Source organism: Paraburkholderia sp. Tr-20389 (assembly GCF_017104565.1).
GTDB lineage: Bacteria > Pseudomonadota > Gammaproteobacteria > Burkholderiales > Burkholderiaceae > Paraburkholderia.
Genome location: NZ_JAAGPD010000009.1, coordinates 218,592 through 240,115, shown reverse-complemented (window position 1 = coordinate 240,115; position 21,524 = coordinate 218,592). Strand labels below are relative to the sequence as shown.

The 21,524-nt window shown below is 65.4% G+C and carries 22 protein-coding genes, 1 other RNA gene and 1 riboswitch; of the genes, 13 read left to right on the top strand and 10 right to left on the bottom strand.

All coding sequences use genetic code 11. The features are described from left to right. Window positions 1-13: 13 nt before the first annotated feature. The gene (locus G3N95_RS13765; protein ID WP_205970552.1) at window positions 14-1,861 is read right to left on the bottom strand and encodes an autotransporter assembly complex family protein; all 1,848 of its coding nucleotides are present in this window, start codon (window positions 1,859-1,861) and stop codon (window positions 14-16) included. Between the two features lie 310 nt (window positions 1,862-2,171). On the opposite strand from G3N95_RS13765, the gene G3N95_RS13760 reads away from it, so the two are divergent. The 4 genes from G3N95_RS13760 (at window position 2,172) to panD (ending at window position 4,717) form a co-directional block, all read left to right on the top strand. Beyond that, entirely contained in the window at window positions 2,172-2,357 is a 186-nt protein-coding gene (locus G3N95_RS13760; protein WP_205970551.1) for a DUF3460 family protein, read from the top strand. Beyond that, complete coding sequence (locus G3N95_RS13755; RefSeq protein ID WP_205970550.1) at window positions 2,358-3,230, top strand: ScpA family protein; 873 nt, start codon at window positions 2,358-2,360, stop codon at window positions 3,228-3,230. A gap of 249 nt (window positions 3,231-3,479) precedes the next feature. Continuing rightward, window positions 3,480-4,313 carry a pantoate--beta-alanine ligase gene (gene panC / locus G3N95_RS13750; RefSeq protein ID WP_205970549.1) on the top strand — a complete coding sequence of 278 codons (834 nt, stop codon included), beginning with the start codon at window positions 3,480-3,482 and terminating at the stop codon, window positions 4,311-4,313. Window positions 4,314-4,330: 17 nt separating this feature from the next. Continuing rightward, complete coding sequence (panD, locus tag G3N95_RS13745; protein ID WP_201659202.1) at window positions 4,331-4,717, top strand: aspartate 1-decarboxylase; 387 nt, start codon at window positions 4,331-4,333, stop codon at window positions 4,715-4,717. Window positions 4,718-4,777: 60 nt separating this feature from the next. On the opposite strand, the gene G3N95_RS13740 is transcribed toward panD, so the two are convergent. Further along, the gene (locus G3N95_RS13740) at window positions 4,778-5,497 is read right to left on the bottom strand and encodes a ParA family protein (RefSeq protein ID WP_205970547.1); all 720 of its coding nucleotides are present in this window, start codon (window positions 5,495-5,497) and stop codon (window positions 4,778-4,780) included. 226 nt (window positions 5,498-5,723) lie between these two features. Between G3N95_RS13740 and G3N95_RS13735 the strand changes: the two genes are divergently transcribed. Both G3N95_RS13735 and G3N95_RS13730 read left to right on the top strand, forming a co-directional pair. Next, a complete protein-coding gene (locus G3N95_RS13735; RefSeq protein WP_205970545.1) occupies window positions 5,724-6,143 on the top strand; it encodes a PaaI family thioesterase in 420 nt (139 codons plus the stop codon). 137 nt (window positions 6,144-6,280) lie between these two features. Then, complete coding sequence (locus tag G3N95_RS13730; RefSeq protein ID WP_205970544.1) at window positions 6,281-7,951, top strand: tetratricopeptide repeat-containing glycosyltransferase family protein; 1,671 nt, start codon at window positions 6,281-6,283, stop codon at window positions 7,949-7,951. A 94-nt stretch (window positions 7,952-8,045) separates the two neighbouring features. Here the strand turns inward: G3N95_RS13730 and G3N95_RS13725 are convergent, their stop codons facing one another. Both G3N95_RS13725 and G3N95_RS13720 read right to left on the bottom strand, forming a co-directional pair. Next, a complete protein-coding gene (locus G3N95_RS13725; protein WP_205970543.1) occupies window positions 8,046-8,480 on the bottom strand; it encodes a DoxX family protein in 435 nt (144 codons plus the stop codon). Window positions 8,481-8,603: 123 nt separating this feature from the next. Next, the gene (locus tag G3N95_RS13720) at window positions 8,604-10,058 is read right to left on the bottom strand and encodes a cobyric acid synthase (protein ID WP_205970589.1); all 1,455 of its coding nucleotides are present in this window, start codon (window positions 10,056-10,058) and stop codon (window positions 8,604-8,606) included. A 166-nt stretch (window positions 10,059-10,224) separates the two neighbouring features. Between G3N95_RS13720 and cobU the strand changes: the two genes are divergently transcribed. The 4 genes from cobU to G3N95_RS13700 are packed head-to-tail and all read left to right on the top strand — an operon-like array spanning window position 10,225 to window position 13,633. After that, entirely contained in the window at window positions 10,225-10,773 is a 549-nt protein-coding gene (cobU, locus tag G3N95_RS13715) for a bifunctional adenosylcobinamide kinase/adenosylcobinamide-phosphate guanylyltransferase (protein WP_205970542.1), read from the top strand. Continuing rightward, the gene (cbiB, locus tag G3N95_RS13710) at window positions 10,770-11,711 is read left to right on the top strand and encodes an adenosylcobinamide-phosphate synthase CbiB (protein WP_205970541.1); all 942 of its coding nucleotides are present in this window, start codon (window positions 10,770-10,772) and stop codon (window positions 11,709-11,711) included. Before cobU ends, cbiB begins: the two co-directional genes overlap by 4 nt. Window positions 11,712-11,714: 3 nt before the next feature. Beyond that, window positions 11,715-12,722: a threonine-phosphate decarboxylase CobD gene (gene cobD, locus G3N95_RS13705; protein ID WP_205970540.1), complete on the top strand. Its 1,008-nt coding sequence runs from the start codon at window positions 11,715-11,717 to the stop codon at window positions 12,720-12,722. Next, the gene (locus tag G3N95_RS13700) at window positions 12,722-13,633 is read left to right on the top strand and encodes a cobalamin-binding protein (protein WP_205970539.1); all 912 of its coding nucleotides are present in this window, start codon (window positions 12,722-12,724) and stop codon (window positions 13,631-13,633) included. Before cobD ends, G3N95_RS13700 begins: the two co-directional genes overlap by 1 nt. A gap of 4 nt (window positions 13,634-13,637) precedes the next feature. Here the strand turns inward: G3N95_RS13700 and cobC are convergent, their stop codons facing one another. The 6 genes from cobC to G3N95_RS13670 form a co-directional block, all read right to left on the bottom strand. Then, window positions 13,638-14,228, bottom strand: coding sequence for an alpha-ribazole phosphatase (gene cobC, locus G3N95_RS13695; RefSeq protein ID WP_205970538.1), 591 nt, complete (start codon window positions 14,226-14,228; stop codon window positions 13,638-13,640). Continuing rightward, window positions 14,213-14,962, bottom strand: a complete 750-nt coding sequence (locus tag G3N95_RS13690; RefSeq protein ID WP_205970536.1) for an adenosylcobinamide-GDP ribazoletransferase — start codon at window positions 14,960-14,962, stop codon at window positions 14,213-14,215. The genes cobC and G3N95_RS13690 overlap by 16 nt, the downstream gene beginning before the upstream one ends. Window positions 14,963-15,051: 89 nt before the next feature. Beyond that, the gene (cobT, locus tag G3N95_RS13685; RefSeq protein WP_205970535.1) at window positions 15,052-16,104 is read right to left on the bottom strand and encodes a nicotinate-nucleotide--dimethylbenzimidazole phosphoribosyltransferase; all 1,053 of its coding nucleotides are present in this window, start codon (window positions 16,102-16,104) and stop codon (window positions 15,052-15,054) included. A 36-nt stretch (window positions 16,105-16,140) separates the two neighbouring features. Beyond that, the gene (locus G3N95_RS13680) at window positions 16,141-16,950 is read right to left on the bottom strand and encodes an ABC transporter ATP-binding protein (protein WP_205970533.1); all 810 of its coding nucleotides are present in this window, start codon (window positions 16,948-16,950) and stop codon (window positions 16,141-16,143) included. Next, window positions 16,947-17,996 (bottom strand): iron ABC transporter permease, encoded by a 1,050-nt coding sequence (locus G3N95_RS13675; RefSeq protein ID WP_205970532.1) that lies wholly within the window; start codon window positions 17,994-17,996, stop codon window positions 16,947-16,949. The genes G3N95_RS13680 and G3N95_RS13675 overlap by 4 nt, the downstream gene beginning before the upstream one ends. 6 nt (window positions 17,997-18,002) lie before the next feature. Then, the gene (locus tag G3N95_RS13670; RefSeq protein ID WP_241018486.1) at window positions 18,003-19,997 is read right to left on the bottom strand and encodes a TonB-dependent receptor; all 1,995 of its coding nucleotides are present in this window, start codon (window positions 19,995-19,997) and stop codon (window positions 18,003-18,005) included. A 63-nt stretch (window positions 19,998-20,060) separates the two neighbouring features. Next, a riboswitch (cobalamin riboswitch) is annotated at window positions 20,061-20,315 on the bottom strand. Window positions 20,316-20,546: 231 nt separating this feature from the next. Between G3N95_RS13670 and G3N95_RS13665 the strand changes: the two genes are divergently transcribed. From G3N95_RS13665 to ssrS, 3 genes are all read left to right on the top strand, one after another. Then, complete coding sequence (locus G3N95_RS13665; protein WP_205970530.1) at window positions 20,547-20,909, top strand: ATPase; 363 nt, start codon at window positions 20,547-20,549, stop codon at window positions 20,907-20,909. Continuing rightward, window positions 20,906-21,220, top strand: coding sequence for a cell division protein ZapA (locus G3N95_RS13660; protein WP_205970529.1), 315 nt, complete (start codon window positions 20,906-20,908; stop codon window positions 21,218-21,220). Before G3N95_RS13665 ends, G3N95_RS13660 begins: the two co-directional genes overlap by 4 nt. 64 nt (window positions 21,221-21,284) lie before the next feature. Continuing rightward, a non-coding RNA gene (ssrS, locus tag G3N95_RS13655) (6S RNA) lies at window positions 21,285-21,466 on the top strand. Window positions 21,467-21,524 lie beyond the last annotated feature (58 nt).

Sequence of the window (21,524 nt, the reverse complement as noted above, 5' to 3'; positions counted from 1 at the left end):
TCAAAGTGTGATGTCAGAACGCAATGCCGAGCGTCAGATACGGCCGCACACTGCGGTTGCGCGTGCCGTATGCGAGATCGATGTTCACCGGGCCGACGGGGCTGCGCCAGCGCGCGCCCAGGCCGACGCCCGGATAGAAAATCTTTTCGCCCCAGGTATCGGTAGCCGTGCCGATATCGAAGAACACGGCGGCGCCCCAGTCCCGGTTGAACCAGTGCTGATATTCGGAAGTGCCCGTCACGAGGTACTTGGTCGGCAGAATCGAGCCGCCGACGTTGTTACCGATACTCTGATACCCGTAGCCGCGCACCGAATTCGAGCCGCCCGCGCGGAACAGCAGCGACGCCGGCACGCCGCTCGACGGCCCGCTCGTGAACACGCCGCCCAGTTCCGCGCGAAACAGAACCAGGTCGCGCGCGCCGACGGGCAAGTATTGCTGGCCGCGCGCATAGCCGCGGATGAAGGTCTGATCGGTCAGCGCGCCTTTCACGGCAAAGCCTGCCTCGACGTGAATCAGGTTGCCCGAGCGCGGAAACAGCGGGTCGTCGGTATTGCGGCGCGTCCACGACCAGCCGGGCACGAGCGCGCGGCTCGTGGTCGGTGCCTGGGTGTTCTGGTCCAGCCTGTCCTGGTAGTAGAGGAGCGAATACGCGTAGTCGATGTACTGCGACGTGCGGGCGCGCTGCAAGCCCGCCCGCAAGCTGTAGATACGCGTGTCGGACACATCGGTGCTCGTGTACGACACGAGCGCGCTGTTGGTCCAGCCGCGCAGGCCGGGCGGCATCGCGAGCGTCACCTGGCCGTACTGCTGGATCTGGTCGAGCCGGCCGGCGACGGTGAACGGCCAGGCTGCGCCGAACGTGTCGAGATACGAATACGAGCCCTGGATATGCGCGCCCGTGTCCGTCGAATAGCCGACGCCGCCGCGCACGCTGTTGTACGGATACTCGCTCACCTTCACGTGCATCGGCGTTTCGAGCGGCTTTTCCGTGTCGTTGCCGACGTCGATCGCGACGCTCGCGTAGTACGGTGTGTTCTGCAACTGACGCTGCAGTTCGGTCACGCGCTGCACGTCGTAGACTTCGCCCGGCGAAATCGGATTCACGTTCTCGATGATGCGTTCCGGATAGCGCCTCGGGCCCGACACGTCGAGCTTGCCCATCGTGAACGTGGGACCGCTGTCGAAGGTGACGGACAGCTGCGCGTCGTGCGTACGCGGATCGACCCGTGCTTCCGAACGCGCGATCTTCGCGCCCAGATAGCGGCGCGACTGCAGCGCCTTGAGCGCCGCTTCCTTCGCATCGTCCCAGTTGCCTTGGGTGAATGGATCGCCCTCGTGCAGCGAGAACGCGAAGCGGGTCTTGTTCTCCTGCTCGGGGTCTTCCGTCAGCACGGGGCCGCGAAACGACAGTGAAATCGACGATATGGTGGTGCGCGGACCGGGATCGACGGACACGCGCACAACTCTCTTGTCGTCGATCGTGCGCACGTCGGTCCGCACGACGGGCGTGAAATAGCCTTCCGTCGACGCCAGATCGCGCACCTGCTGCGGCGTCGCCGTCACGAGAAACTCGAACTGCTCGGGGCTGATGTCGTCGCGTTTCGCGAAGCGGGAAATGTCGAGATGTTCTTCGAGCAGCTTGCGCAGCGAGCGCGGCTCCACCTCGACGTCGACCTTGTAAGTCGGCTTCGCGCGCGCGGCGTGGGCGTGCGTCGTCGCCAGCAGCAGCGCGCAGAAGCCGCACGACAGACAGGCGCGCAGCAGCATCGCCGCCAACGATGCGCGCCGCCCGGCGCGACCGTCCGTCACTGTGTTTTCGCTGCGGCGCTCGCGCGATCGCTCGATGGCCCACCCCGCCAAACACGACCTCCGGCTCTTTTGACGATTTGTTGAACACTGCCGACACCCGGCGCCGTCGCGGCACAGGGGAACGGCGCTATTTGAACACATCGGCGGCAGCACGCCATTAACGGGATAGCCGCCGGGATAGCGGCGCGCGGCGCCGACCTGGCAGACCGGTTGCCCGCCTTGGACGCCGCCCACCGCTCGCGGTTCCGCTGACTTTTCACTTGGCTCGCGCAGGCTTGCGGTAAAATCCTGTTCTGCACCAGCGGCCCCGCATCAGACCCACCTTCCGGGCGCCGTCATCTTCATTCACGGACGTCGAGCCATGTATCAATCGGATATCACGCAGTTCCTGAATCAACTGAAGCAGCAAAAGCCCTCTCTGGAAGACGAGCAGCGCCGCGGCCGCGCGCTGCTGTGGGACAAGCAGCCTATCGACCTCGACGAACGCGCGTCCAATCAGGCTGCACGCGTGAACCAGACCTCGTACGTCTACTACCAGAACTTTTAAGTGACCACCGCCGACGAGGCCCGCGCCGCATCGGAACAGTCCGACGCAGCGCTCGCCGCGCCCGCCACCGATTCGACGACCAACACCGTCGACGGCATTGCTTTCGCTCGCCTGTACGGCGAGCCGCTCTTCAAGCTGCCGCAGGACCTGTACATTCCGCCCGACGCGCTCGAAGTCTTTCTGGAGACTTTCGAAGGCCCGCTGGATCTGTTGCTGTACCTGATCCGCAAGCAGAACTTCAACGTGCTCGACATTCCGATGGCCGATGTGACGGCCCAGTACCTCGGCTATGTCGAACAACTGCGCAAGACCAATCTCGAACTCGCCGCCGAATATCTGCTGATGGCCGCGATGCTGATCGAGATCAAGTCACGCATGCTGCTGCCCGTGAAGAAGGCGGACACGGGCGAGGAAGCGGAAGACCCGCGCGCCGAACTGGTGCGCCGTCTGCTCGAATACGAGCAGATGAAGCTCGCCGCGCAGCGCCTCGACCAGTTGCCGCAACTCGGGCGCGATTTCCTGCGCGCCGAGGTGTACATCGAGCAGAGCATCACGCCGCGCTTTCCGGATGTGAACACGGACGACCTGCGTTCCGCGTGGGCCGACGTGATCAAGCGCGCCAAGCTGGTTCAGCATCACAAGATTTCGCGCGAGGAACTGTCCGTGCGCGAACACATGAGCGTGATCCTGCGCAGGCTGCAGAACGCGCGCTTCATGGAGTTTTCCGAGCTGTTCGACACGACGCGCGGCGTACCCGTCGTGGTCGTGAACTTCATTGCGATGCTCGAACTGTCGCGTGAATCGCTGGTCGAGATCACGCAGGCCGAGCCCTTCGCGCCAATTTACGTGCGGCTGGCCTACCTGCCCGCCTGACACGCTGCCGGCCTTATCCGGCCGGCGCTCTGTTCCAACATCCGGGATTCCTGGCGTATACCCCCCATCCTGGATCGGTGCAGCACAACAATAAATCCACTACAATCGCGCGCTTTGAAGCTGGCCACCGGAAGGACGGCATCGATGGCCGCCCCCGGTTTCGCGGATATCACGAAACCGCGCGCTCCGTCGCGTGACCGAGACAACCACGAGCCACGCACCTCGCGCGGCTCCCAACATCGCCCGACCATGAAAGTCATCAGTTCGATCCAGGAATTGCGCGACCAGTTGCGCGGCCAGAACCGCACCGCCTTCGTGCCGACGATGGGCAACCTGCACGAGGGCCATCTGTCGCTGATGCGCCTCGCGCGCCAGCATGGCGACCCCGTCGTGGCGAGCATCTTCGTGAACCGGCTGCAGTTCGGCCCGAACGAAGATTTCGACAAGTACCCGCGCACGCTGGAAGCGGACATCGAGAAACTGCAGAAAGAGAACGTCTACGTGCTGTTCGCGCCGACGGAACGGGACATGTATCCGCAGCCGCAGGAATACCGCGTACATCCGCCGCACGACCTCGGCGACATTCTGGAAGGCGAGTTCCGCCCCGGCTTCTTCACGGGCGTGTGCACGGTCGTGATGAAGCTGATGTCGTGCGTGCAGCCGCGCGTCGCCGTGTTCGGCAAGAAGGACTACCAGCAACTGATGATCGTGCGCGCGATGACCGAGCAGTTCGCGCTGCCATGCGACATCATCGCCGCCGAAACCGTGCGCGACACCGACGGTCTCGCGCTCAGCTCGCGCAACCGCTTTCTGTCGGAAGCCGAGCGCGCCGAAGCGCCGATGCTGGCCGCCGCGCTGCAAAGCGTGCGCCAGGCCGTGCTGTCGGGCAACCGCGACTTCGCGAAGCTCGAACAGGAAGCGATGGCGTCGCTCGCCGCGCGCGGCTGGAAGCCGGACTACATCGCGATTCGCAAACGCTCGAACCTGGTCGCGCCCACCGCGCAGGACCTGGATGCGCCGCTCGTCGTGGTGGCGGCTGCCAAGCTCGGCGCGACGCGCCTGATTGACAACCTCGAAATCTGACGCCGGAAGGATTAGCCATGCAACGCAACATGCTGAAGTCGAAGATTCACCGCGCGGTGGTCACGCACTGCGAACTGCACTACGAAGGATCGTGCGCGATCGACGAGAACCTGCTCGAAGCGGCGAATATCGTCGAGAACGAGCGCATCGACATCTGGAACATCAACAACGGCGAGCGCTTTTCGACGTATGCGATCAAGGGCGAGCGCGGCAGCGGCATGATCTCGCTGAACGGCTCGGCGGCACGGCGCGCGCAACTGGGCGATCTGGTGATCATCGCGGCGTTCGCGAACGTCGACGAGGAAGAACTCAAGGCGGGCTGGAAGCCGGATCTGGTGTTCGTCGACGAGAACAACGCGATCAAGGGCAGCCGCGATCACGTGCCGACGCAAAGCTGGACCTGAGCACCGCGGCCGTCGGGCCGCCGGAGCTGCAGACGGGCTGAAGATGCGCGAGACGCGCCTTCAGCCCTTTTTATTTGCGCCCTTCCCGTTCGCGGCCTTGCCGTTTTCGGCTTTCCCGCCTTCGGCTTTCCCGCTCCCGGCTTTGACGCCGTGGCCCTTCCCGTCGACCCACGCGGTAATCGACTCCCACTGCTCCAGATCCTTCTCGACGCGGCTTTTCGCGACGTCCCACAGCGTCAGGCCATGCGCCGCCAGCTGCACGTAGTTCTGCGTGTCGCGCAGATAGCCGAGGACGGGCAGATCGAGCCCCTCGACGAAGCGATGCAGCTGGTCCGCCGACTTCGTGCGTGCATCTACCCGCATGCCGACCACGCCGATCTCGATCGCGCCCTTGCGCACGGCCTTTTCCTTCGCGAGCCGCTCGAGAAATTCCTTGGTCGCGAGAATATCGAAGATGGACGGCTGTAGCGGCACGATCACCTTGTCGGCCAGCGACAGCGCGACGTTCAGCCGGTTGCCATGCAGGCCGGCAGGCGTATCGATCACGGCCTGCTCGAGGCCCTTGGGCGGCTTCGCCGGCGCGTCCGGGTCGACCTGCCAGGTTTCGATGGCCGGCAAGGTTTCCGGACGCAGATCGAGCCATGCGTGCGCGGACTGCTGCCGGTCCAGATCGGCGAGCGCGACCCATTGGCCTTCAGCCGCAAAGTAGCCAGCCAGATTGGTCGACAGCGTGCTCTTGCCCACGCCGCCTTTTGGATTCGCCACCACGATCACCGTCATGAATTCTCCCGGGAAGATGGCTGGCGCTGGCCAGCCGGTTTGCCGCTCGACTTCCGGCCCGCCCGCGCGCGGCGGTTCGCTGAGTCGGCGGCTCCTGCTGCCGATGCCCGTGCGCGCGGCGTGGCCCATTCGTTCCAGGCGTTGATAATATCGGCAAAACCTGTCAGGCCGAAGCCCCTACACGCTTGAAGGACGCTTCCAGCCCCTTTTTTTGAGAACCATGACCATGAGCAAACTTCGCAGCGACTACACGATCGACCGGCTTCACGAACGCCAGAAGGGCTCGCTCCCGGGCCTGCTGGGCGTGCGCGTCATCGCGCTCGACGAGGGCACGCTGACGGCCGAGCTGACCGTGCGCAGCGAACTGCTGGCGCCGAACGGCTTTCTGCATGCGGCCACCGTGATCGGTCTCGCCGATACGGCGTGCGGCTATGCGTGTCTCGCGCATCTGCCCGACAACGCGACCAACTTCACGACGATCGAACTGAAGAGCAACTTCCTCGGCACCTCGCGGGATGGGACGATCCGCACCGTCGCCAAAGCCGTGCACCTGGGGCGCAGCACGCAGGTGTGGGATGCGACCGTCACCGATCCCAACGGCAAGACGATGGCGCTGTTCCGCTGTACGCAGATCGTGCTGTACTGAAGGCTCGAACGGGCAGCGCAGAGGCTCGCACGGATATGACGATTTACGACAAATCTGGCGAGCACTCCCGAACATCGGGCGATTAAGATAGGCGATTCCACTGCGATTTCTGCCGCAGCTTTCGCTGCGGCTGCACCATGCCCACTGTATCTCCGAACTTCCAGGCCGCCTTCGAAGCCCACCTTGCCGGCCGTCTCGACGAAGCCGAACGCGGCTATCGCGCCACGCTCGAACACGACCCGCATCACGCCGACGCACTGCATCTGCTCGGCGTCGTGCTGTCGGCGCGAGGCGTGTGGATCGAAGCCGAAGCGCTGCTGCGCCGCGCCATCGCGTTGCGTGAAGACGCGCATTTTCTCGCCAATCTCGGTGAGATGCTGCTGCGGCGCCAGCGAACGCAGGAGGCCGAAGCAACCTGCCTTCGGGCTCTCGAACTCGACCCGCGCTGCGGGCTGGCGCATTTCTACCTGGCTGAAACGCTGACGAAAACATCGCGTGCGCGTGAAGCCGAAGCGGCCTATCGCCGGGCGATCGAATTCGAACCGAAGCTCCTCGCCGCCCGCAACAATCTCGGCAACCTGCTGATGGAAGAAAGCCGTCTGGACGAATCCGTCGCCATGTTCCGCGCGGCGCTCGAAATCGACGGGACTTATGTCCACGCGCTGTACAACCTCGGCATGGCGTTGCTGCGCAGCGTGCAGCCCGCGGAAGCAGAGACGGTGTTCCGGCGGGCACTTGCCGTGCAGCCCGATCACCGCGACGCGTTGCACAATCTGGGCACGGCCCTCAAGCTCACCCGCCGCTACGACGAAGCGGAGGCCGTCTATCGTCAGACCCTCGCGCTTGCGCCGGATTTCGCCGACGCCCACTGGAACCTCGCCGTTCTCCTGCTCACCCAAGGCCGCCTCGCAGAAGGCTGGCCGCACGCGGAAGCGCGCTATGCGCCGCAACGCTGTCCGAAGGACGTCCCGCCACCGGCCGGGACGCCGCAGTGGCAAGGCGAATCGCTCGACGGAAAGACGCTCGTGTTGTGGCACGAGCAAGGCTACGGCGACTGTGTGCAGTTCGCGCGCTACGCGCCGCTTTTGAAGACGCTCGGCGTGCGGCATCTGACGCTGATGTGTCCCGCGCCCCTCGAACCGCTGATGAAAACGCTGGATAGCGTCGACGAGGTCAAGACGCACAGCGGCCAGATCGGCCGGCACGACTTCTGGGTGTATCCATTGAGCCTGCCGTTGCGGTTCGGCACGACCCTCGATACCCTTCCCGCCGCGCTGCCTTATCTGCACGCCTCGCCGGAACGCATCGAGCGCTGGCGCGCCCGTCTGCCGACGGGGCGTGGCCTGAAAGTCGGACTCGTGTGGAAAGGCTTCGCCGGAAACCAGCACGACGCGACGCGCTCGCTTCCCGGCCTCGCGCCGCTCGCGCCGCTGTGGAGCGTGCCCGACATAACGTTCTTCAGCCTGCAGAAAGGCCAGGGGGAGGACGAAGCGGCCGCGCCGCCCGCCGGGCAGCCCATCGTGGATTTCGGCTCGGCGATCGAGGATTTCGCGGATACGGCGGCCATCATCACGCAACTGGACTTGCTGATCGCCGTCGACACGGCTGCGGCGCACGTCGCGGGCGCGCTCGGCAAACCGTGCTGGCTGATGCTGCCGCATGACTGGACCGACTGGCGCTGGCTGCTCGAACGCGACGATTCGCCGTGGTATCCGGGCGTGATGCGCCTGTTCAGGCAATCGGCCGCGCGCGATTGGGAAGAAGTGGCTGAACGCATGGCGGATGCGTTACGGCAATGGCCGAGGTGATCGCGCAGAAGTGAACGAGCGGAAGTAAGCAAGCGGAGGCGATCGAGCGGGCAAGCCAGGCGCAAGAAGCCCGCTCACCCGCCGCCCATCCGGATCAGGCCGCGTTGCGAGCCTGGGCAACGGGCGCCGCCTTCGCGCCGCTCACCGCAAACAGGCCGTTACCCAGCAGCGACTGCACGACGAGCGTGACAGCCCAGAACGCCGGATATTCCCAGCCGCCGTGCGGCGACGCGAAGCCCCAGCCGTTCGGCAGATGCACGGACAGCGCGCCGAGCATGAACGGCACCAGCACCAGCGCGACCCAGCGGACCTGCACGCCGAGCAGCAGTGCGATCCCGCCAGCCAGTTCGACGAACGCGGTCAGATAGCCGAGCCAGCCCGGAAAGCCGATCGACTGGAAGAACTGCGCCGTGCCCGGCAGCGTGAAGACGAAGATTTTTTGCAGGCTGTGCGCGAGGTACAGCACGCCTAGCGCGACGCGCAGGATGGTGGCGGCAAGATCGGCTTGGTTGCTTGCGGTCGGGTTCATGTCGGTTCCTCAGAGATCAGGTTTGACGGCGCCGGTTGCGTCGTCGATGGAACGGACTGTATTCGAACCACTGCGCGGGAAAAACCGCCCTATTGACTTAGATTAATTCCTATCGAGAACGAATCAGCAGACAGCCGCCCATAGACGCTTCAGATCGAGGTGTTCGGCGAGCGTGTCGGCGAGCCGCTCCAGCGACGCTTCTCGCAGCGCCGGATAGTCGATCGCCCCGGCGTCTTTCAGCCCGGCCCACGCGAGCAGCGACGCGCACGCGGCGGGCGTGTCGAACAGACCGTGCACGTAGGTTGCGAGAATCTGGCCATCGGCGGAACGGGCGCCGTCGGGGCGCACGCCGCCCCCTTCGTCGGCGAGCAGCAGCGCGGGCGCGTCGAGCGCGGGCCCGTGCGTTTCTCCCATGTGAATCTCGTAGCCCGCGATGTCGGCGGCGTCCGTCGCCAGGCGCCCCGTCACGTTCTTCAGCGTCTTGTCGCGCGTGAGCGTCGTCGAGAAGTCGAGCCAGCCGAGGCCGGCGACTGTCGCGGGCGGACCTTCCACGCCATACGGGTCGGCCACTTCGCGGCCGAGCATCTGCATACCGCCGCAAATGCCGATCACACGTCCGCCGTAGCGCAGATGCCGTTGCAACACCGCGTCCCAGCCCTGCGCGCGCAGGAACGCAAGATCGCCCTGCACGTTCTTCGAGCCCGGCAAAATGATCAGATCGGCAGGCGGCGGCGTGCTGCCCGCGCGCACGTAGTGGAAGTCGACTTGCGGATGTGCGCGCAGCGCGTCGAAATCGGTGTGATTGCTGATATGCGGCAGCGCGGGCACGACGACGCGCAGCGCGTCCGCGCTGGCCTGCGCGGCGCGCAGCTCGCGCGGCAGCATGTCTTCGGCATCGAGCGTGAGGCCGTGCAGATACGGCACGACGCCGAGCACGGGCTTGCCCGTCTTCGCCTCGAGCCAGTCGAGCCCCGGCTGCAACAGGCTCACGTCGCCGCGAAAGCGATTGATCACGAAGCCGCGCACGCGCGCCTGTTCGCTGTCGGACAGACACGCGAGCGTGCCCGTCAGATGCGCGAACACGCCGCCGCGATCGATGTCGGCGACGAGCACGACGGGGCAGTCCACCGCCTCCGCAAAGCCCATGTTCGCGATGTCGCGCTCGCGCAGATTGATTTCGGCGGGACTGCCTGCGCCTTCGACGAAGATCGTGTCGTACGACGCCTTCAGCCGCGCATACGACGCCAGCACGGCCTCGAACGCGACGGGCTTGTAGTCGTGATACGCGCGCGCGTCGAGATTCATGCGCGCCTTGCCGTGGATGATCACCTGCGCGCCCCGGTCGCTGGTCGGCTTGAGCAGCACAGGGTTCAGGTCGGTATGCGCGTCGATGCCGGCGGCCACCGCCTGCAACGCCTGCGCGCGGCCGATCTCGCCGCCGTCGACGGTCACCGCGCTGTTGAGCGCCATGTTCTGCGGCTTGAACGGCGCGACCCGCACGCCTGCGCGCCGCGCGAGGCGGCACAGACCGGCGACGAGCGTGCTCTTGCCCGCGTCGGAAGTCGTGCCTTGAATCATCAGTGTGCCGCGCGGCACGTCCAGGGAATCAGGCGAAGCGTTGAGTGAAGCGGACACAGTGGCCACGTGCGCGAAGGGCAAAATGGGGAAGCCCGCATTATCCCATCGCACCCGAGTCCACGCGCTATGCGGCGGCGCGGGCGTGCACAGCCGGTACAATCACGCGATGATTTCCCGCGACCTCACCTTCGTCCTCGGCGGCGCACGCTCGGGCAAAAGCCTGCATGCCGAAGAACTCGCGAGCGCGAGCGCCTGGCCCGTCACCTATGTCGCAACCGCACGAATCGGCGACGACGAATTCGCAGCGCGCATCGCACGTCATCGCGAGCGGCGGCCCGCGCATTGGGCTCTGCTCGAAGCGCCGCTCGATCTGCCGCAAGCGATCGCGTCGATCGACCGTCCGGAACACTGCATCCTGATCGACTGCCTGACGCTGTGGCTCGCCAACCTGCTCTGCCCTGCCGATGGTTCGCCGCCGCTTGCCGATTACCTCGACCGCTTCGCCGCGCTCGAAACGACGCTCGCGCAGGCGCGCTCGAAGATCATCGTCGTCAGTAACGAGATCGGTCTCGGCGTGGTGCCGATGGGCGCAGCGACGCGCCTTTATGTCGACGAACTGGGACGCCTCAATCAACGCATCGCGGCCATCAGTACGCAGGCCACGATGATGGTGGCGGGCCTCCCGCTGCAACTCAAACCGGCGAGCCGCGCATGATGCTGCTGTCCCTGCCGTTCGTCGCGACACTCGCCACGGCAGCCGTCGCCGTGGACCGATGGCTCGGCGAGCCGGAACGCGGGCATCCCCTCGTCGGGTTCGGCAAGCTGGCGGCAAAAATCGAAGCCGCGCTGAACACCGGGCGGCGAGGCCGGCTGCTGGGCATCCTCGCGTGGCTGCTCGCCGTCGCGCCGCCCGTGCTGGTCGCGACATGGCTCGTATTCGTGCTGCCGTTCGTGTTGGCGTGCGCCGTGCACGTCGCGCTGCTCTACTTCGCGCTCGGCGCACGCAGTCTGCACGATCACATCGAGCCGATCGGCCGTGCGCTCGCGAAGCGCGATCTCGCGCAGGCGCGCATCTTGACGGCGCGCATCGTGTCGCGCGAAACCTCGCATGCCGATGAAGGCGCGCTGTCGCGTGCCGCCGTCGAATCCGCTCTCGAGAACGGCAACGATGCGATCTTCGGCGCGCTGTTCTGGTTCGCGATTTTCGGCGGCCCGGGCGCGCTGGCCTTTCGTCTCGCGAATACGCTCGATGCGATGTGGGGTTATCGCACGCCGCGCTACCTGCGCTTCGGCTGGGCGGCCGCGCGCTTCGACGACGCGCTCAACTACGTGCCTGCACGCCTGACGGCGCTCAGCTATGCGCTGCTCGGCGATACACGCACCGCGCTGCAATGCTGGCGCGATCAGGCGCCGCGTTGGGACAGCCCGAACGCGGGGCCCGTGATGGCATCCGGCGCGGGCAGCCTCAACGTGCTGCTCGGCGGCGCCGCCGTCTATCACGGCGTGATAGAACAGCGTCCGATGCTCGGCGCAGGTCACACGGCGAGCGCGCGGCATGTCGAGGCGGCATTGATACTGGTCGAGCGGAGCGTGATTCTGTGGCTCGCCGCGTTTATCGCGCTCGCGCTGCTGAGCGTGCCGTTCCAGAGCTAGCCGATGACGCCGATCATTCAGCACGGCGGTAACCTGCACGAAGCGGCACGCCGCTACGGCATTCCTTACGATGCGTGGCTCGATCTGTCGACGGGCATCAATCCGCACGGCTACCCGGTGCCGCCCGTTCCCGCCGATGCATGGCGTCGTCTGCCCGACAACGGCGATGGTTTCGCGGAACGCGCAGCGCGCTACTACGGCGCGCCGGATGCATCGCATGTGCTGCCCGTCGCGGGAAGCCAGGCGGCAATCCGCGCGCTGCCGCTGCTGCTCCCGCGCGGCACGGTCGGCATCGCGCCGCTGACGTATGGCGAATACGCGCCTGCGTTCGCGCGCGCGGGACATCGCGTGACGACGCTCGACGTCACGTGCGCGTTGTTGCCCGACGAGATCATGCATGTCGTGGTCGTCAATCCGAACAATCCGACAGCCGAACATCTGAGCGCTTCGACACTGCTGCAATGGCATGCGACGCTCAGCGCGCGCGGCGGCACGTTGATCGTCGACGAAGCGTTCGCCGACGTGCTGCCGTCTCAATCGATCGCTGCGCACACACATCGCGAAGGCCTCGTCGTGCTGCGCTCGCCGGGCAAGTTCTTCGGTCTCGCCGGCGTGCGTGCCGGCTTCGTGCTGGCGTGTCCGCGACTACTCCAATCGCTCGATGAAACGCTGGGTGCGTGGACCGTCAGCGGGCCTGCCCGTCATGCCGTCAGCGCAGCCTTCGCCGACCCGGCGTGGCAAGCAGCCATGCGCGCGCAACTCGTGAGCGACGGCGCGCGGCTCGTCGCGCTTCTGCACGCCCATCGCTTCACGGCGCATTCGACGCCGCTGTTCGCATGGATCGCCGACCCACGCGCTGCGCATTTGCATCACGCGCTCGCCACGCAAGGCGTCTGGACGCGCTTCTTCGCCAGTCCCGCGAGCGTGCGTTTCGGCCTGCCCGCAACCGACGGCGAGTGGACCCGCTTCGAGGCCGCGCTGCATCACGCGATGACGATGCTCCAGAAATAATGCAACGCTGCCCATCGCTTCGCGCGCTCGCCACGGCATGCGCCCTCGCCCTCACCTTGCATGCGCACGCGGCCGTCACCGCCGTCGACGACACGGGCGCGCAGGTCACGCTCGCGCAGCCCGCTCAACGCGTGATCAGCCTCGCGCCGCACGTGACGGAAATGATCTATGCGGCCGGCGGCGGTGCGAAGCTCGTCGGCGCGGTCACGTACAGCGACTATCCGCCCGAGGCGAAACAGGTGCCGCGCGTCGGCGACAACAAGGCGCTCGATCTCGAACGCATCGTCGCGTTGAAGCCCGATCTGATCGTCGTGTGGCGGCATGGCAATGCGCAGCGGCAAACCGACCGCCTGCGCGAGCTGCACATCCCCCTCTACTTCAGCGAGCCGCATCGTCTCGACGATATCGCCGCGTCGTTGACGAAACTCGGCGTGCTGCTCGGCACGTCTCCTTCCGCCGATGCAGCGGCACGCGACTTTCGCCAGCAGATTGCGGGGCTGCGCGAACGCTACGCGAAGCAGCCCTTGGTGAGCGTGTTCTATCAGGTGTGGGACGAGCCGCTGATGACGCTCAACGGCGAACACATGATCAGCGATGTGATCGCGCTGTGCGGCGGCCGCAATGTGTTCGCAAAGCTCGAACCGCTGGTGCCGACGGTCTCGACTGAAGCGGTGCTGGCCACCAATCCCGAAGCCATCGTCACGGCCGCGCCCGGCGCCACGCAACCCGGCCGCCCGTTGCCGTCGCTCGATAAATGGATGGCGTGGCCCGCGATGACGGCCGTGGCGCGCAACAACCTGTTCGCGATCGACGGCGATCTGATCAATCGCCCTGCACCGCGTATCGCGCAAGGCGCGGCGCAACTGTGCGCGGACCTCGACACAGCGCGCGCACGCCGCGCAGGCCACTAGGACATCACGCGTTCCAGCGGACGACCGACCACTCCTGGCTGGTGTCGTCGCGTCGCAACCAGACGCAACCCGCCATATCGATCGACCACTTCAGACATCGCTCGACAGGCAGTCCGAGTACCGTCGCCGCGATCAACCGCATCACGCCCGCATGCGTGACGACGTAGGCAGGCGTCAGTTCGCGCGTTTGCTGGAACGCGTCGAACCAGGCGCGCACGCGCGTCATGAACTGCTCGACGCTTTCGCCGCCATGCGAGCGAGCGCCTGTGAAATCTTCGGCCCATGCATCGAGCAACGCGCGATCGATATCGTCCCAACGTTGCAGTTCCCACGTGCCGAAGTCCATTTCCTTCAGACTGTCGTCGGTGCTGTAGGCGCAACCGAAGTTCGCCGCGAGCGCAGCCGCGACCGTCGCACAGCGTGTGAGTGGACTCGACAGCAGCACGCGCGGCGCGGGCACCTGCAAGGTCGCGAGACGCACAGCGAGCGCGGCCGCCGACGTTTCTGGCGCGTCCGTAAGCGCCACGTCGCTTTGCCCATAGCACACGCCTGCATCGACGGAGACGGCCGGGTGACGGATCAGAACGATATCCATGCGAGTCCCACCAGATAGATGGCCAGTTCGAAAATCTGCTGCGCAAAACCCAGACAGTCACCCGTATAGCCGCCGATGCGTCTGACGAAATAGCGGCCCAGCATGAAGCGCAACGCGATCAGCACGAGCAGCGTGACGCAGCCGGCGCGCCACTGCGGCCAGAAAAGCCACGGCATACCCAGAAAGATAGCGCAGCCGAACGCATTGCGTGACATGCGTTGTGCAACGGGCTTGGCCTTGCCTTCCGCGCGCACGTAGTCGAGCGTGACCAGATAGCTGATTGCGCATGCGCGGCTCGCGGCATGCGCCGCGATCATCAGCCATGCCGCGCGCAGCGGCGGCAACGCAGCGAGCGTTTGCCACTTCAGCGCGAGCGCGACAAGCAGCGCAATCGCGCCGAATGCACCGATGCGCGAGTCGTGCATGATGCGCAGCGCATCGTCGCGCGTATAGGCTCCGCCGAATGCATCGACGCAATCGGCCAGCCCGTCTTCGTGGAATGCACCCGTGATCAGCAGCGTCGTCGCCATCGACAGCAGTACGGCGACGCCCGCCGGAAAGATGCGCAAGGCCGCCATGTATACGATCGCGCCTGCTGCGCCGACCAGCGCGCCGACCAGTGGGAAGTAACGCGCCGCCGCGTTCAGATAATGCGGCTCGTAGCCGACCCAGCGCGGCACGGGCACGCGCGTGAAGTAACCGAGCGCCGTGAAGAAATAACGCAGCTCATTCATCGTGATCTACTCATCGCCGTCGATTCACTGTCTGTTGTCAACGCTGTTCTATCACGGTCAAACGTCTGTTTTGATGTGCACGCGAAGCATCATGCATCGCGTTGCGCGACGCCTGCCGACTCGAAGCTCGCCATCTCGTTGACGAACGCGACAGCCGCGCGCAGCAGCGGCATAGCAAGCGCCGCGCCCGTGCCTTCGCCGAGACGCAGATCGAGTGCGAGCAGCGGCACCGCGCCGAAATAATCGAGCATGCGCCGATGCCCCGCCTCGTGCGATGCATGCGCAAACACGCAGTAGTCGCGCACGGCGGGCGCGAACGCATCGGCGACCAGCAGCGCGGAAGTCGCGATGAAACCGTCGACGACGATCGTCATGCGCGCCTCCGCCGCCGCGAGATACGCGCCCGCCATCATGGCGATCTCGAAGCCGCCGAAGGTTGCGAGCACATCGAGCGGATCGTCCGACGCCGGGTGATGGGCGAGCGCCGCCGCCAGCACGTTGCGCTTCTTCACGAGGCCCGCGTTATCGAGCCCCGTGCCGCGCCCGACGCAATCGTCGATGGGCACGCTGCACAGCCGGCTCATCAGGCATGCCGCCGACGACGTGTTCGCAATGCCCATCTCGCCGAAGCCGATCACGTTGGTGCCGAGCGCAGCGTGATGCCGCACGCGTTCGGCGCCCGCACGCATCGCGGCGAGCGCTTCGTCGCGCGTCATCGCGGGCGCTTGCGCGAAGTTGCGCGTGCCCTTACCCAGAGGAATATCGACGAGCCTGTCGTGCGGTTCGAAATCATGCGCGACACCCGCATTCACCACTTCGAGTTCGAGGCCCGCGACGCGGCTGAATGCATTGATCGCCGCGCCGCCCGCCAGAAAGTTGAGCACCATCTGCGCCGTCACCGCTTGCGGATACGGACTGACGCCCGCGTTCGCAATGCCGTGATCGGCGGCGAAGACGATCATCGCAGGCCGCGTGACGGACGGCTGCGTCGTCCGCTGGATCATGCCCATCTGACGCGCGAGCGTTTCGAGCTGACCGAGGCTGCCGGGCGGCTTGGTCTTCAGATCGATGATGCGTTGCAAGTCGGCGCGCAGCGACTGTTCGAGCGGCGCGACGTGAGGCAGGGAATGCGAAGTGGTCATGTTGGTATCTGCTTGAATGGTTCGGTTCATGCGTGTTCAGGGGTGAGCCGGCGGGCGCGATGCAGGAATCAGCGCCTCATCGTCGCCGTCGCGAATCAGCACGAGCGGATAGCCGAATGCGCGACTGGCGAGTTCGGGCGTCAGCACGTCGCGCGCGCGTCCCGCATGCGCGACGCCGTTGCCTTCCAGCAGCAGCGCATGCGTCGCGAAACGCCGCGCCAGGTTCAGATCGTGGCACGAGAACATCACTGTACGCCCGGCGCCGCGTGTCCATCGATTCAACGCCTCGAGGCAATCGATCTGATGGTGCAGATCCAGATGCGCAAGCGGCTCGTCGAGCAACAGCAGCGGCGCGTCCTGGCACAGCACGGCCGCGAGCGCGACGCGCTGCCGCTCGCCGCCCGACAGCGACAGCACGTCGCGCGACGCGAAATCCGCGAGACCGAGCGTGTCGAGCGCCGCGTGCGCGGCCCTGCGGTCTTCGTCGCGCTCCCAGCCCCAGCCGGCCAGATGCGGAAAGCGGTTCAGCAGCACGATGTCGAGCACGCTCGCGCTGAAGGCATCGTGCGACGCTTGCGGCATCAATGCGCGGCGCTGCGCGAGACGCGCAAGCGGCCATTCGTTCACGCGCCGTCCGTCGAGTTCGATGTGCCCTTTGGCTGGGCGCAACAGACCGGCTAGCGTCGAGATGAACGTCGTCTTGCCCGCACCGTTCGGCCCCGCGATGCACCAGACTTCGCCTGGGTAGAACGTATGCGTGAAGTCGTCGAGCAACGTGCGCAAGCCTGCGCGCAGCGTGAGTTGATCGGCATGCAGCGTGATGCCGTTGGAGGCACGGGCGGTCATGCGTGCCTCCGACGCAGCAGCATCCACAGGAACACAGGCACGCCGATCAGCGCGGTGATCACGCCGACGGGCAACTGCGCCGGCGCGATCACGGTGCGCGCAACCAGATCGGCGCCCATCACCGCGACGCCGCCACCGAGCGCCGCCGCAGGCAGCAGCATCCGTTGATCGTTGCCGAACGCGAGGCGCAGCATGTGCGGCACCACCAGTCCGACGAAGCCGATCGTGCCGCCCGTCGTCACGGCCGCCGCCGCCGCGAGCGACGCGACCAGATAGACACGCAGCCTCGTGCGCGTCACCTGCACGCCGAGCGCCTGCGCCGCGGCGTCGCCGCGCAGCAGCACATTCAGTTGCGGCGCGACGGGCACGATCGCGATCAACGCCACACACAACGCCGCGAGCGCGAGCCACGGCATGCCGCCGCCGTTCAGATCGCCCGTCAGCCAGAACAGCATGCCGCGCAAGCGGCTCTCGGGTGCGACCGTCAGCAGCAAGGTGATGACGGCGCCCCACCCGGCCGCGATGACGGCACCCGTCAGCAACAGACGCGGCGATGCATCCTGCGGCTCGCCGCGCCACAGCGCACCGCGCGCAAGACCCAGCACAAGAAGAATCGACACGAACGCACCCGCGAACGCGGATGCATCGACGAGCCACCACGCGCAGCCCGCGATCATCGCGACGAGCTCGAAACTCGCCGCGCCGCCCGATACGCCGAGTACATACGGCTCCGCAAGCGGATTGCGCAGCAACACCTGTAGCAACGCGCCCGCCAGCGCAAGCAGCGCGCCGCAGCCGAAGCCTGCGAGCGCGCGCGGCAGGCGCAGCGTGCGCACGATCTGCACGGCGAGATCGGACGATCCGTCATGCGACGGCAGCAGCGCATCGAACACCTGCAGCGGCGCAACGCTCACGCTGCCCAATGCAAGCGATGCGACGAACACGGCGAGCGCAGCAAACGCGAGGGCGGCCCAGATGGCCAGTGCGCGCTTCGCGCTCATGCCGCGCGCGGGCCGCATCCGTTGATGTTGCACGACCCCGTTCATCGCCTGCTACGGCTGCTGCCAGCCCAGCGTGAGGTACGCGCCGCGTCGCGGCGTGTTGTACGTGTAGGCGAGTTCATAGTCCTTGTCGAAGAGATTCTGGATTTGCGCGGCCACGTACCAGGCCTTCGTGATGTTGTAGCGCGCGGACAGGTTCACGACGCCGTATCCGCCGAGCGGCGTGCCGCTGTCGTCGCGCTCGCCGCTCACGATCCACTCGCCGCCCACACGCCAGCCGCCGATGTTGCGATTCGCTGAGAACGACGCGAAATGACGCGCGCGCCGGTTCAGCTCCGTGTGCGTGTCTTCGTCGACGGGATTCTGAAACGTCACGGCCGCGCGCACGTCCGTCTTGCCGACATGGCCCGCCCACGATCCCTCGATGCCCTGCACCTTCGCATGCCCCACGTTCTCCGCGACATAGATGCCGGGCGTCGTCTGCACATAGTCGATCAGGTTCGTATAGCGCGTCTGGAACGCGGTTAGCTTCATCAGGCCGAGCGCATCCGATGCGTATTGCAGCGCCGCTTCGACGGAATGACTGCGCTCCGGCTGGATCAGCGGATTGCCGCTATACGGGTAGTACAGGTCGTTGAAGCTCGGCGCGCGAAACGCATCCGACCAGCTTGCAGTCGCCTTCCAGTGTTCGTCGAAATCGTAGCCATAGCCGAGATAGTAACTGTTGGCGCCGCCGAAATCCGAGTACTGGTCGCGCCGCAGATTCGCCTGGATCTGGCTGTTGCCGAAGCGTGCCGTGTAGCCCCCGAAAGCAGAGTTCACGTGACGGTCGGGCGCGCTGTACTGGTTGGAATCGAGCGTCTGGTCGAGATGCTCATAGCCGAGTTGCAGCTTCTGGTTGCGCGCCAATGTGAAATCGTTCTGCCACGTGTATTGCCGGTTGTCCGAATCGTAGCGGTAAAGGTAGTCGCCATTGAGCGACGTGTTGCTGCGATCGTTGCCCGTCGCGACGACGACGTGCGTGGTCCACCAGTCGGCGAGCTTGCCGTTCGCGAAGGCCGACGCGGTCTGAACCTTGCTGTGCAAGTTGTTGAGATCGGTGGGCAGACTGAACGGATTGTCGAAGCTGTCGTTGCCGTTCGACTGGAAGTAGCGCAAGCCAATGTCCCATCTGTCGTTGAGCTTGTGACGCAGCGACGCGCTCACGCTCTCGTTGAAGTAGCCGTTCGCGTTCGGATTGACTGGCGCGAGCGCCGGATCGATCGACGAGAAGCCATCTGTCTTCGCGCGCGCGAACGTAACGCTGAAGGTCGTTCTGCCGTCTTTGTCGAGCGCGCCGTCGACACCCGCCGCCTGACGCTGCGTGCGATAGCTGCCGTACTCGACCTCGAAATGAAAACGCGGCGGATGATTGCCGCCGTCCTTCGTGAACACCTGCACGACGCCGCCAATCGCACCCGACCCGTATAACGCCGAGACATTGCCGTTCACGACTTCGACATGATCGATCTGGTCGAGCGGAATCTGCTCGAGCTGCGCGGCCCCCTGACTTACCGAATCGACCCGCACGCCGTCGATCAGCACCAGCGACTGCGTTGCCGATGCGCCGCGCAGAAAGAGACTCGACGTCGAGCCGGGACCGCCGTTGCGCACGATCTGTGCGCCGGGCGCGAACTGCAGCAGGCCTGGCAAATCGCGTGCAGTCGTGTCCGCGATGTCCTGCGCGTCGAACAGCGTGGTCTGCGGAATCGCGTCGGCAAGACGCTGCGCGCCGCGGTCCGCCGTCACGACGATGGGCGACAGCGTCGCCGTATCCTGCGAAGAGGACGCGGCCGTCCGCGGACGATTCGACGCGTTGTCCGATCGATCCGTAGATGTGGCGGATGGGTTCGCGGTGTCGTCAGTTTGCGCGTGCGCAGCGAGCGGCACGCACGCATAGGCCAGGATGGCGAGCGCGGCGAGCGGCGCGACGGGCAGGCGCGGCGCATGCGGGCGCGAAAACACCGGACGCGAATACGCCGGATGAACGAACAGCGGGGTCAGCATCGAAAGAATCCTGTGGGCCTGTGCGCGGCCCGCTCCTCGTGGGCCGATGCCTGTTCGGGAAGCGCCATGCTTCCCGGCTCTGGCCGGTATCCGGGCTGACGACTGGCCGATCCGCCTTCCCGCGCATCATGCGCAGTGGCGTGTGTCGCACGGTATCGGCCGATGGGCGGCTCGACACGTGCATGGATCGACTTGCATCGTTGTACCGTTGCGAGGACAGCGCAGGTTGGCTCGTCCGGGCGGACTTCGCTCCCTGCTTCCCGTTTAACTGCGCGCGGTGCGATACCGCGTGCGGGCACCAAAGTGCCGCAAGTGTAGAAGTGGCGAGTAGACGCGTCAAGAAACGGGATTCATCATCCGCATCCCGACGGACGTCTGTTAAAAAAGCCCCTTTTTAAAGGGTAAAAATGCGTGGATCGTGATCCCGCATCCGGGCAACGCACTGGATAATGCCGCGTTAAAGCGCTACTGTTACGTCTCGAAACGAGACAAATGTCCGAGCGTGCGACATTCCGCGCTAGAATGCCATGTCTTTAGAGGACGCAGCACATGCTCACCGAACTCGAAACACTGTCACAGAACATCGGCCGGCTGATCGAGATCAGCCAGCGCTATAACGAAGCGCGCATCGCGCTCGAAGAACAGCTCGCCCAGGCGCGAGCCGAGTGCGAAGCCACCCGCGTAGAACTCGAACAGACCCGCGAAGAACGCAACGCATTGCAGGCGGAGCGCGATGCGCTGTCCGCGAAAATCGACGACGCCCAGGTGCGCCTCAACGCCATCCTCGAGAAACTGCCGCGCGCTCGCGCTCACGAAGCCGACAATCAACTCGATCTCCTTGCACCCGAACAGCAGGCGCAGGCCAATCACGACGCGAACAACGACGCGACCCGCCACGGAGAAAACGTATGACCACGAAGCAGATCGAAGTGTCGATCCTTGGCCAGCCGTATCGTCTCGCCTGCTCGCCGGAAACGGAAGCGGCGCTGCTCGAAGCGGTGGCACGTGTCGACGCCGAGATGAACCGGATCCGCGCCAACAGCAACGTGCGCGGTCAGGACCGTATCGCAGTGATGGCGGCGTTGTCGCTGGCATCGGAACTGCTTAGGCTGCAAGCCAGCGTGCGACATGGAGAATCATTTCCCGCCGAAGAAATCCGGCGTACAATGCACCAGATGAATGAGCAGCTGGGCACTGTGATTCAACAGTACAGCGTGCAGTAAATAGAATTCTGACGGGCTTGATTGGTTGGCAGTCGGGCCCATGTTGTAGAGCAAACGTTTTTCAGCTTCCCTGCCTGGTTCGCCAAGGTCATATATTCCTTGAACCAATGCTATATGCACGGTTGCGGAAATTTGTAGCACGGGCGTGCGCGTCACTCAGTCTGATGTACCCGAAGTGCTGCTAACTGCGACCAATTCTGAACCTCAGGTTCAGGATGCCGACCTAGCGGCTAAGGCGGGGACCTATACGAACGGCATCGGACCACGTCCGATGCCGTTTTTCTTTGTCCGTTCGCCTGCGCTT

What these genes read in the sequence shown, in the direction of transcription:
- G3N95_RS13760 (WP_205970551.1), top strand. Translation starts at nt 2,172, where the DNA reads ATGTATCAATCGGATATCACGCAGTTCCTGAATCAACTGAAGCAGCAA.
- panC (WP_205970549.1), top strand. Translation starts at nt 3,480, where the DNA reads ATGAAAGTCATCAGTTCGATCCAGGAATTGCGCGACCAGTTGCGCGGC.
- panD (WP_201659202.1), top strand. Translation starts at nt 4,331, where the DNA reads ATGCAACGCAACATGCTGAAGTCGAAGATTCACCGCGCGGTGGTCACG.
- G3N95_RS13740 (WP_205970547.1), bottom strand. Translation starts at nt 5,497, where the DNA reads ATGACGGTGATCGTGGTGGCGAATCCAAAAGGCGGCGTGGGCAAGAGC.
- G3N95_RS13735 (WP_205970545.1), top strand. Translation starts at nt 5,724, where the DNA reads ATGAGCAAACTTCGCAGCGACTACACGATCGACCGGCTTCACGAACGC.
- G3N95_RS13730 (WP_205970544.1), top strand. Translation starts at nt 6,281, where the DNA reads ATGCCCACTGTATCTCCGAACTTCCAGGCCGCCTTCGAAGCCCACCTT.
- G3N95_RS13725 (WP_205970543.1), bottom strand. Translation starts at nt 8,480, where the DNA reads ATGAACCCGACCGCAAGCAACCAAGCCGATCTTGCCGCCACCATCCTG.
- G3N95_RS13720 (WP_205970589.1), bottom strand. Translation starts at nt 10,058, where the DNA reads ATGATTCAAGGCACGACTTCCGACGCGGGCAAGAGCACGCTCGTCGCC.
- cobU (WP_205970542.1), top strand. Translation starts at nt 10,225, where the DNA reads ATGATTTCCCGCGACCTCACCTTCGTCCTCGGCGGCGCACGCTCGGGC.
- cbiB (WP_205970541.1), top strand. Translation starts at nt 10,770, where the DNA reads ATGATGCTGCTGTCCCTGCCGTTCGTCGCGACACTCGCCACGGCAGCC.
- cobD (WP_205970540.1), top strand. Translation starts at nt 11,715, where the DNA reads ATGACGCCGATCATTCAGCACGGCGGTAACCTGCACGAAGCGGCACGC.
- G3N95_RS13700 (WP_205970539.1), top strand. Translation starts at nt 12,722, where the DNA reads ATGCAACGCTGCCCATCGCTTCGCGCGCTCGCCACGGCATGCGCCCTC.
- cobC (WP_205970538.1), bottom strand. Translation starts at nt 14,228, where the DNA reads ATGGATATCGTTCTGATCCGTCACCCGGCCGTCTCCGTCGATGCAGGC.
- G3N95_RS13690 (WP_205970536.1), bottom strand. Translation starts at nt 14,962, where the DNA reads ATGAATGAGCTGCGTTATTTCTTCACGGCGCTCGGTTACTTCACGCGC.
- cobT (WP_205970535.1), bottom strand. Translation starts at nt 16,104, where the DNA reads ATGACCACTTCGCATTCCCTGCCTCACGTCGCGCCGCTCGAACAGTCG.
- G3N95_RS13680 (WP_205970533.1), bottom strand. Translation starts at nt 16,950, where the DNA reads ATGACCGCCCGTGCCTCCAACGGCATCACGCTGCATGCCGATCAACTC.
- G3N95_RS13675 (WP_205970532.1), bottom strand. Translation starts at nt 17,996, where the DNA reads ATGAACGGGGTCGTGCAACATCAACGGATGCGGCCCGCGCGCGGCATG.
- G3N95_RS13670 (WP_241018486.1), bottom strand. Translation starts at nt 19,997, where the DNA reads ATGCTGACCCCGCTGTTCGTTCATCCGGCGTATTCGCGTCCGGTGTTT.
- G3N95_RS13665 (WP_205970530.1), top strand. Translation starts at nt 20,547, where the DNA reads ATGCTCACCGAACTCGAAACACTGTCACAGAACATCGGCCGGCTGATC.
- G3N95_RS13660 (WP_205970529.1), top strand. Translation starts at nt 20,906, where the DNA reads ATGACCACGAAGCAGATCGAAGTGTCGATCCTTGGCCAGCCGTATCGT.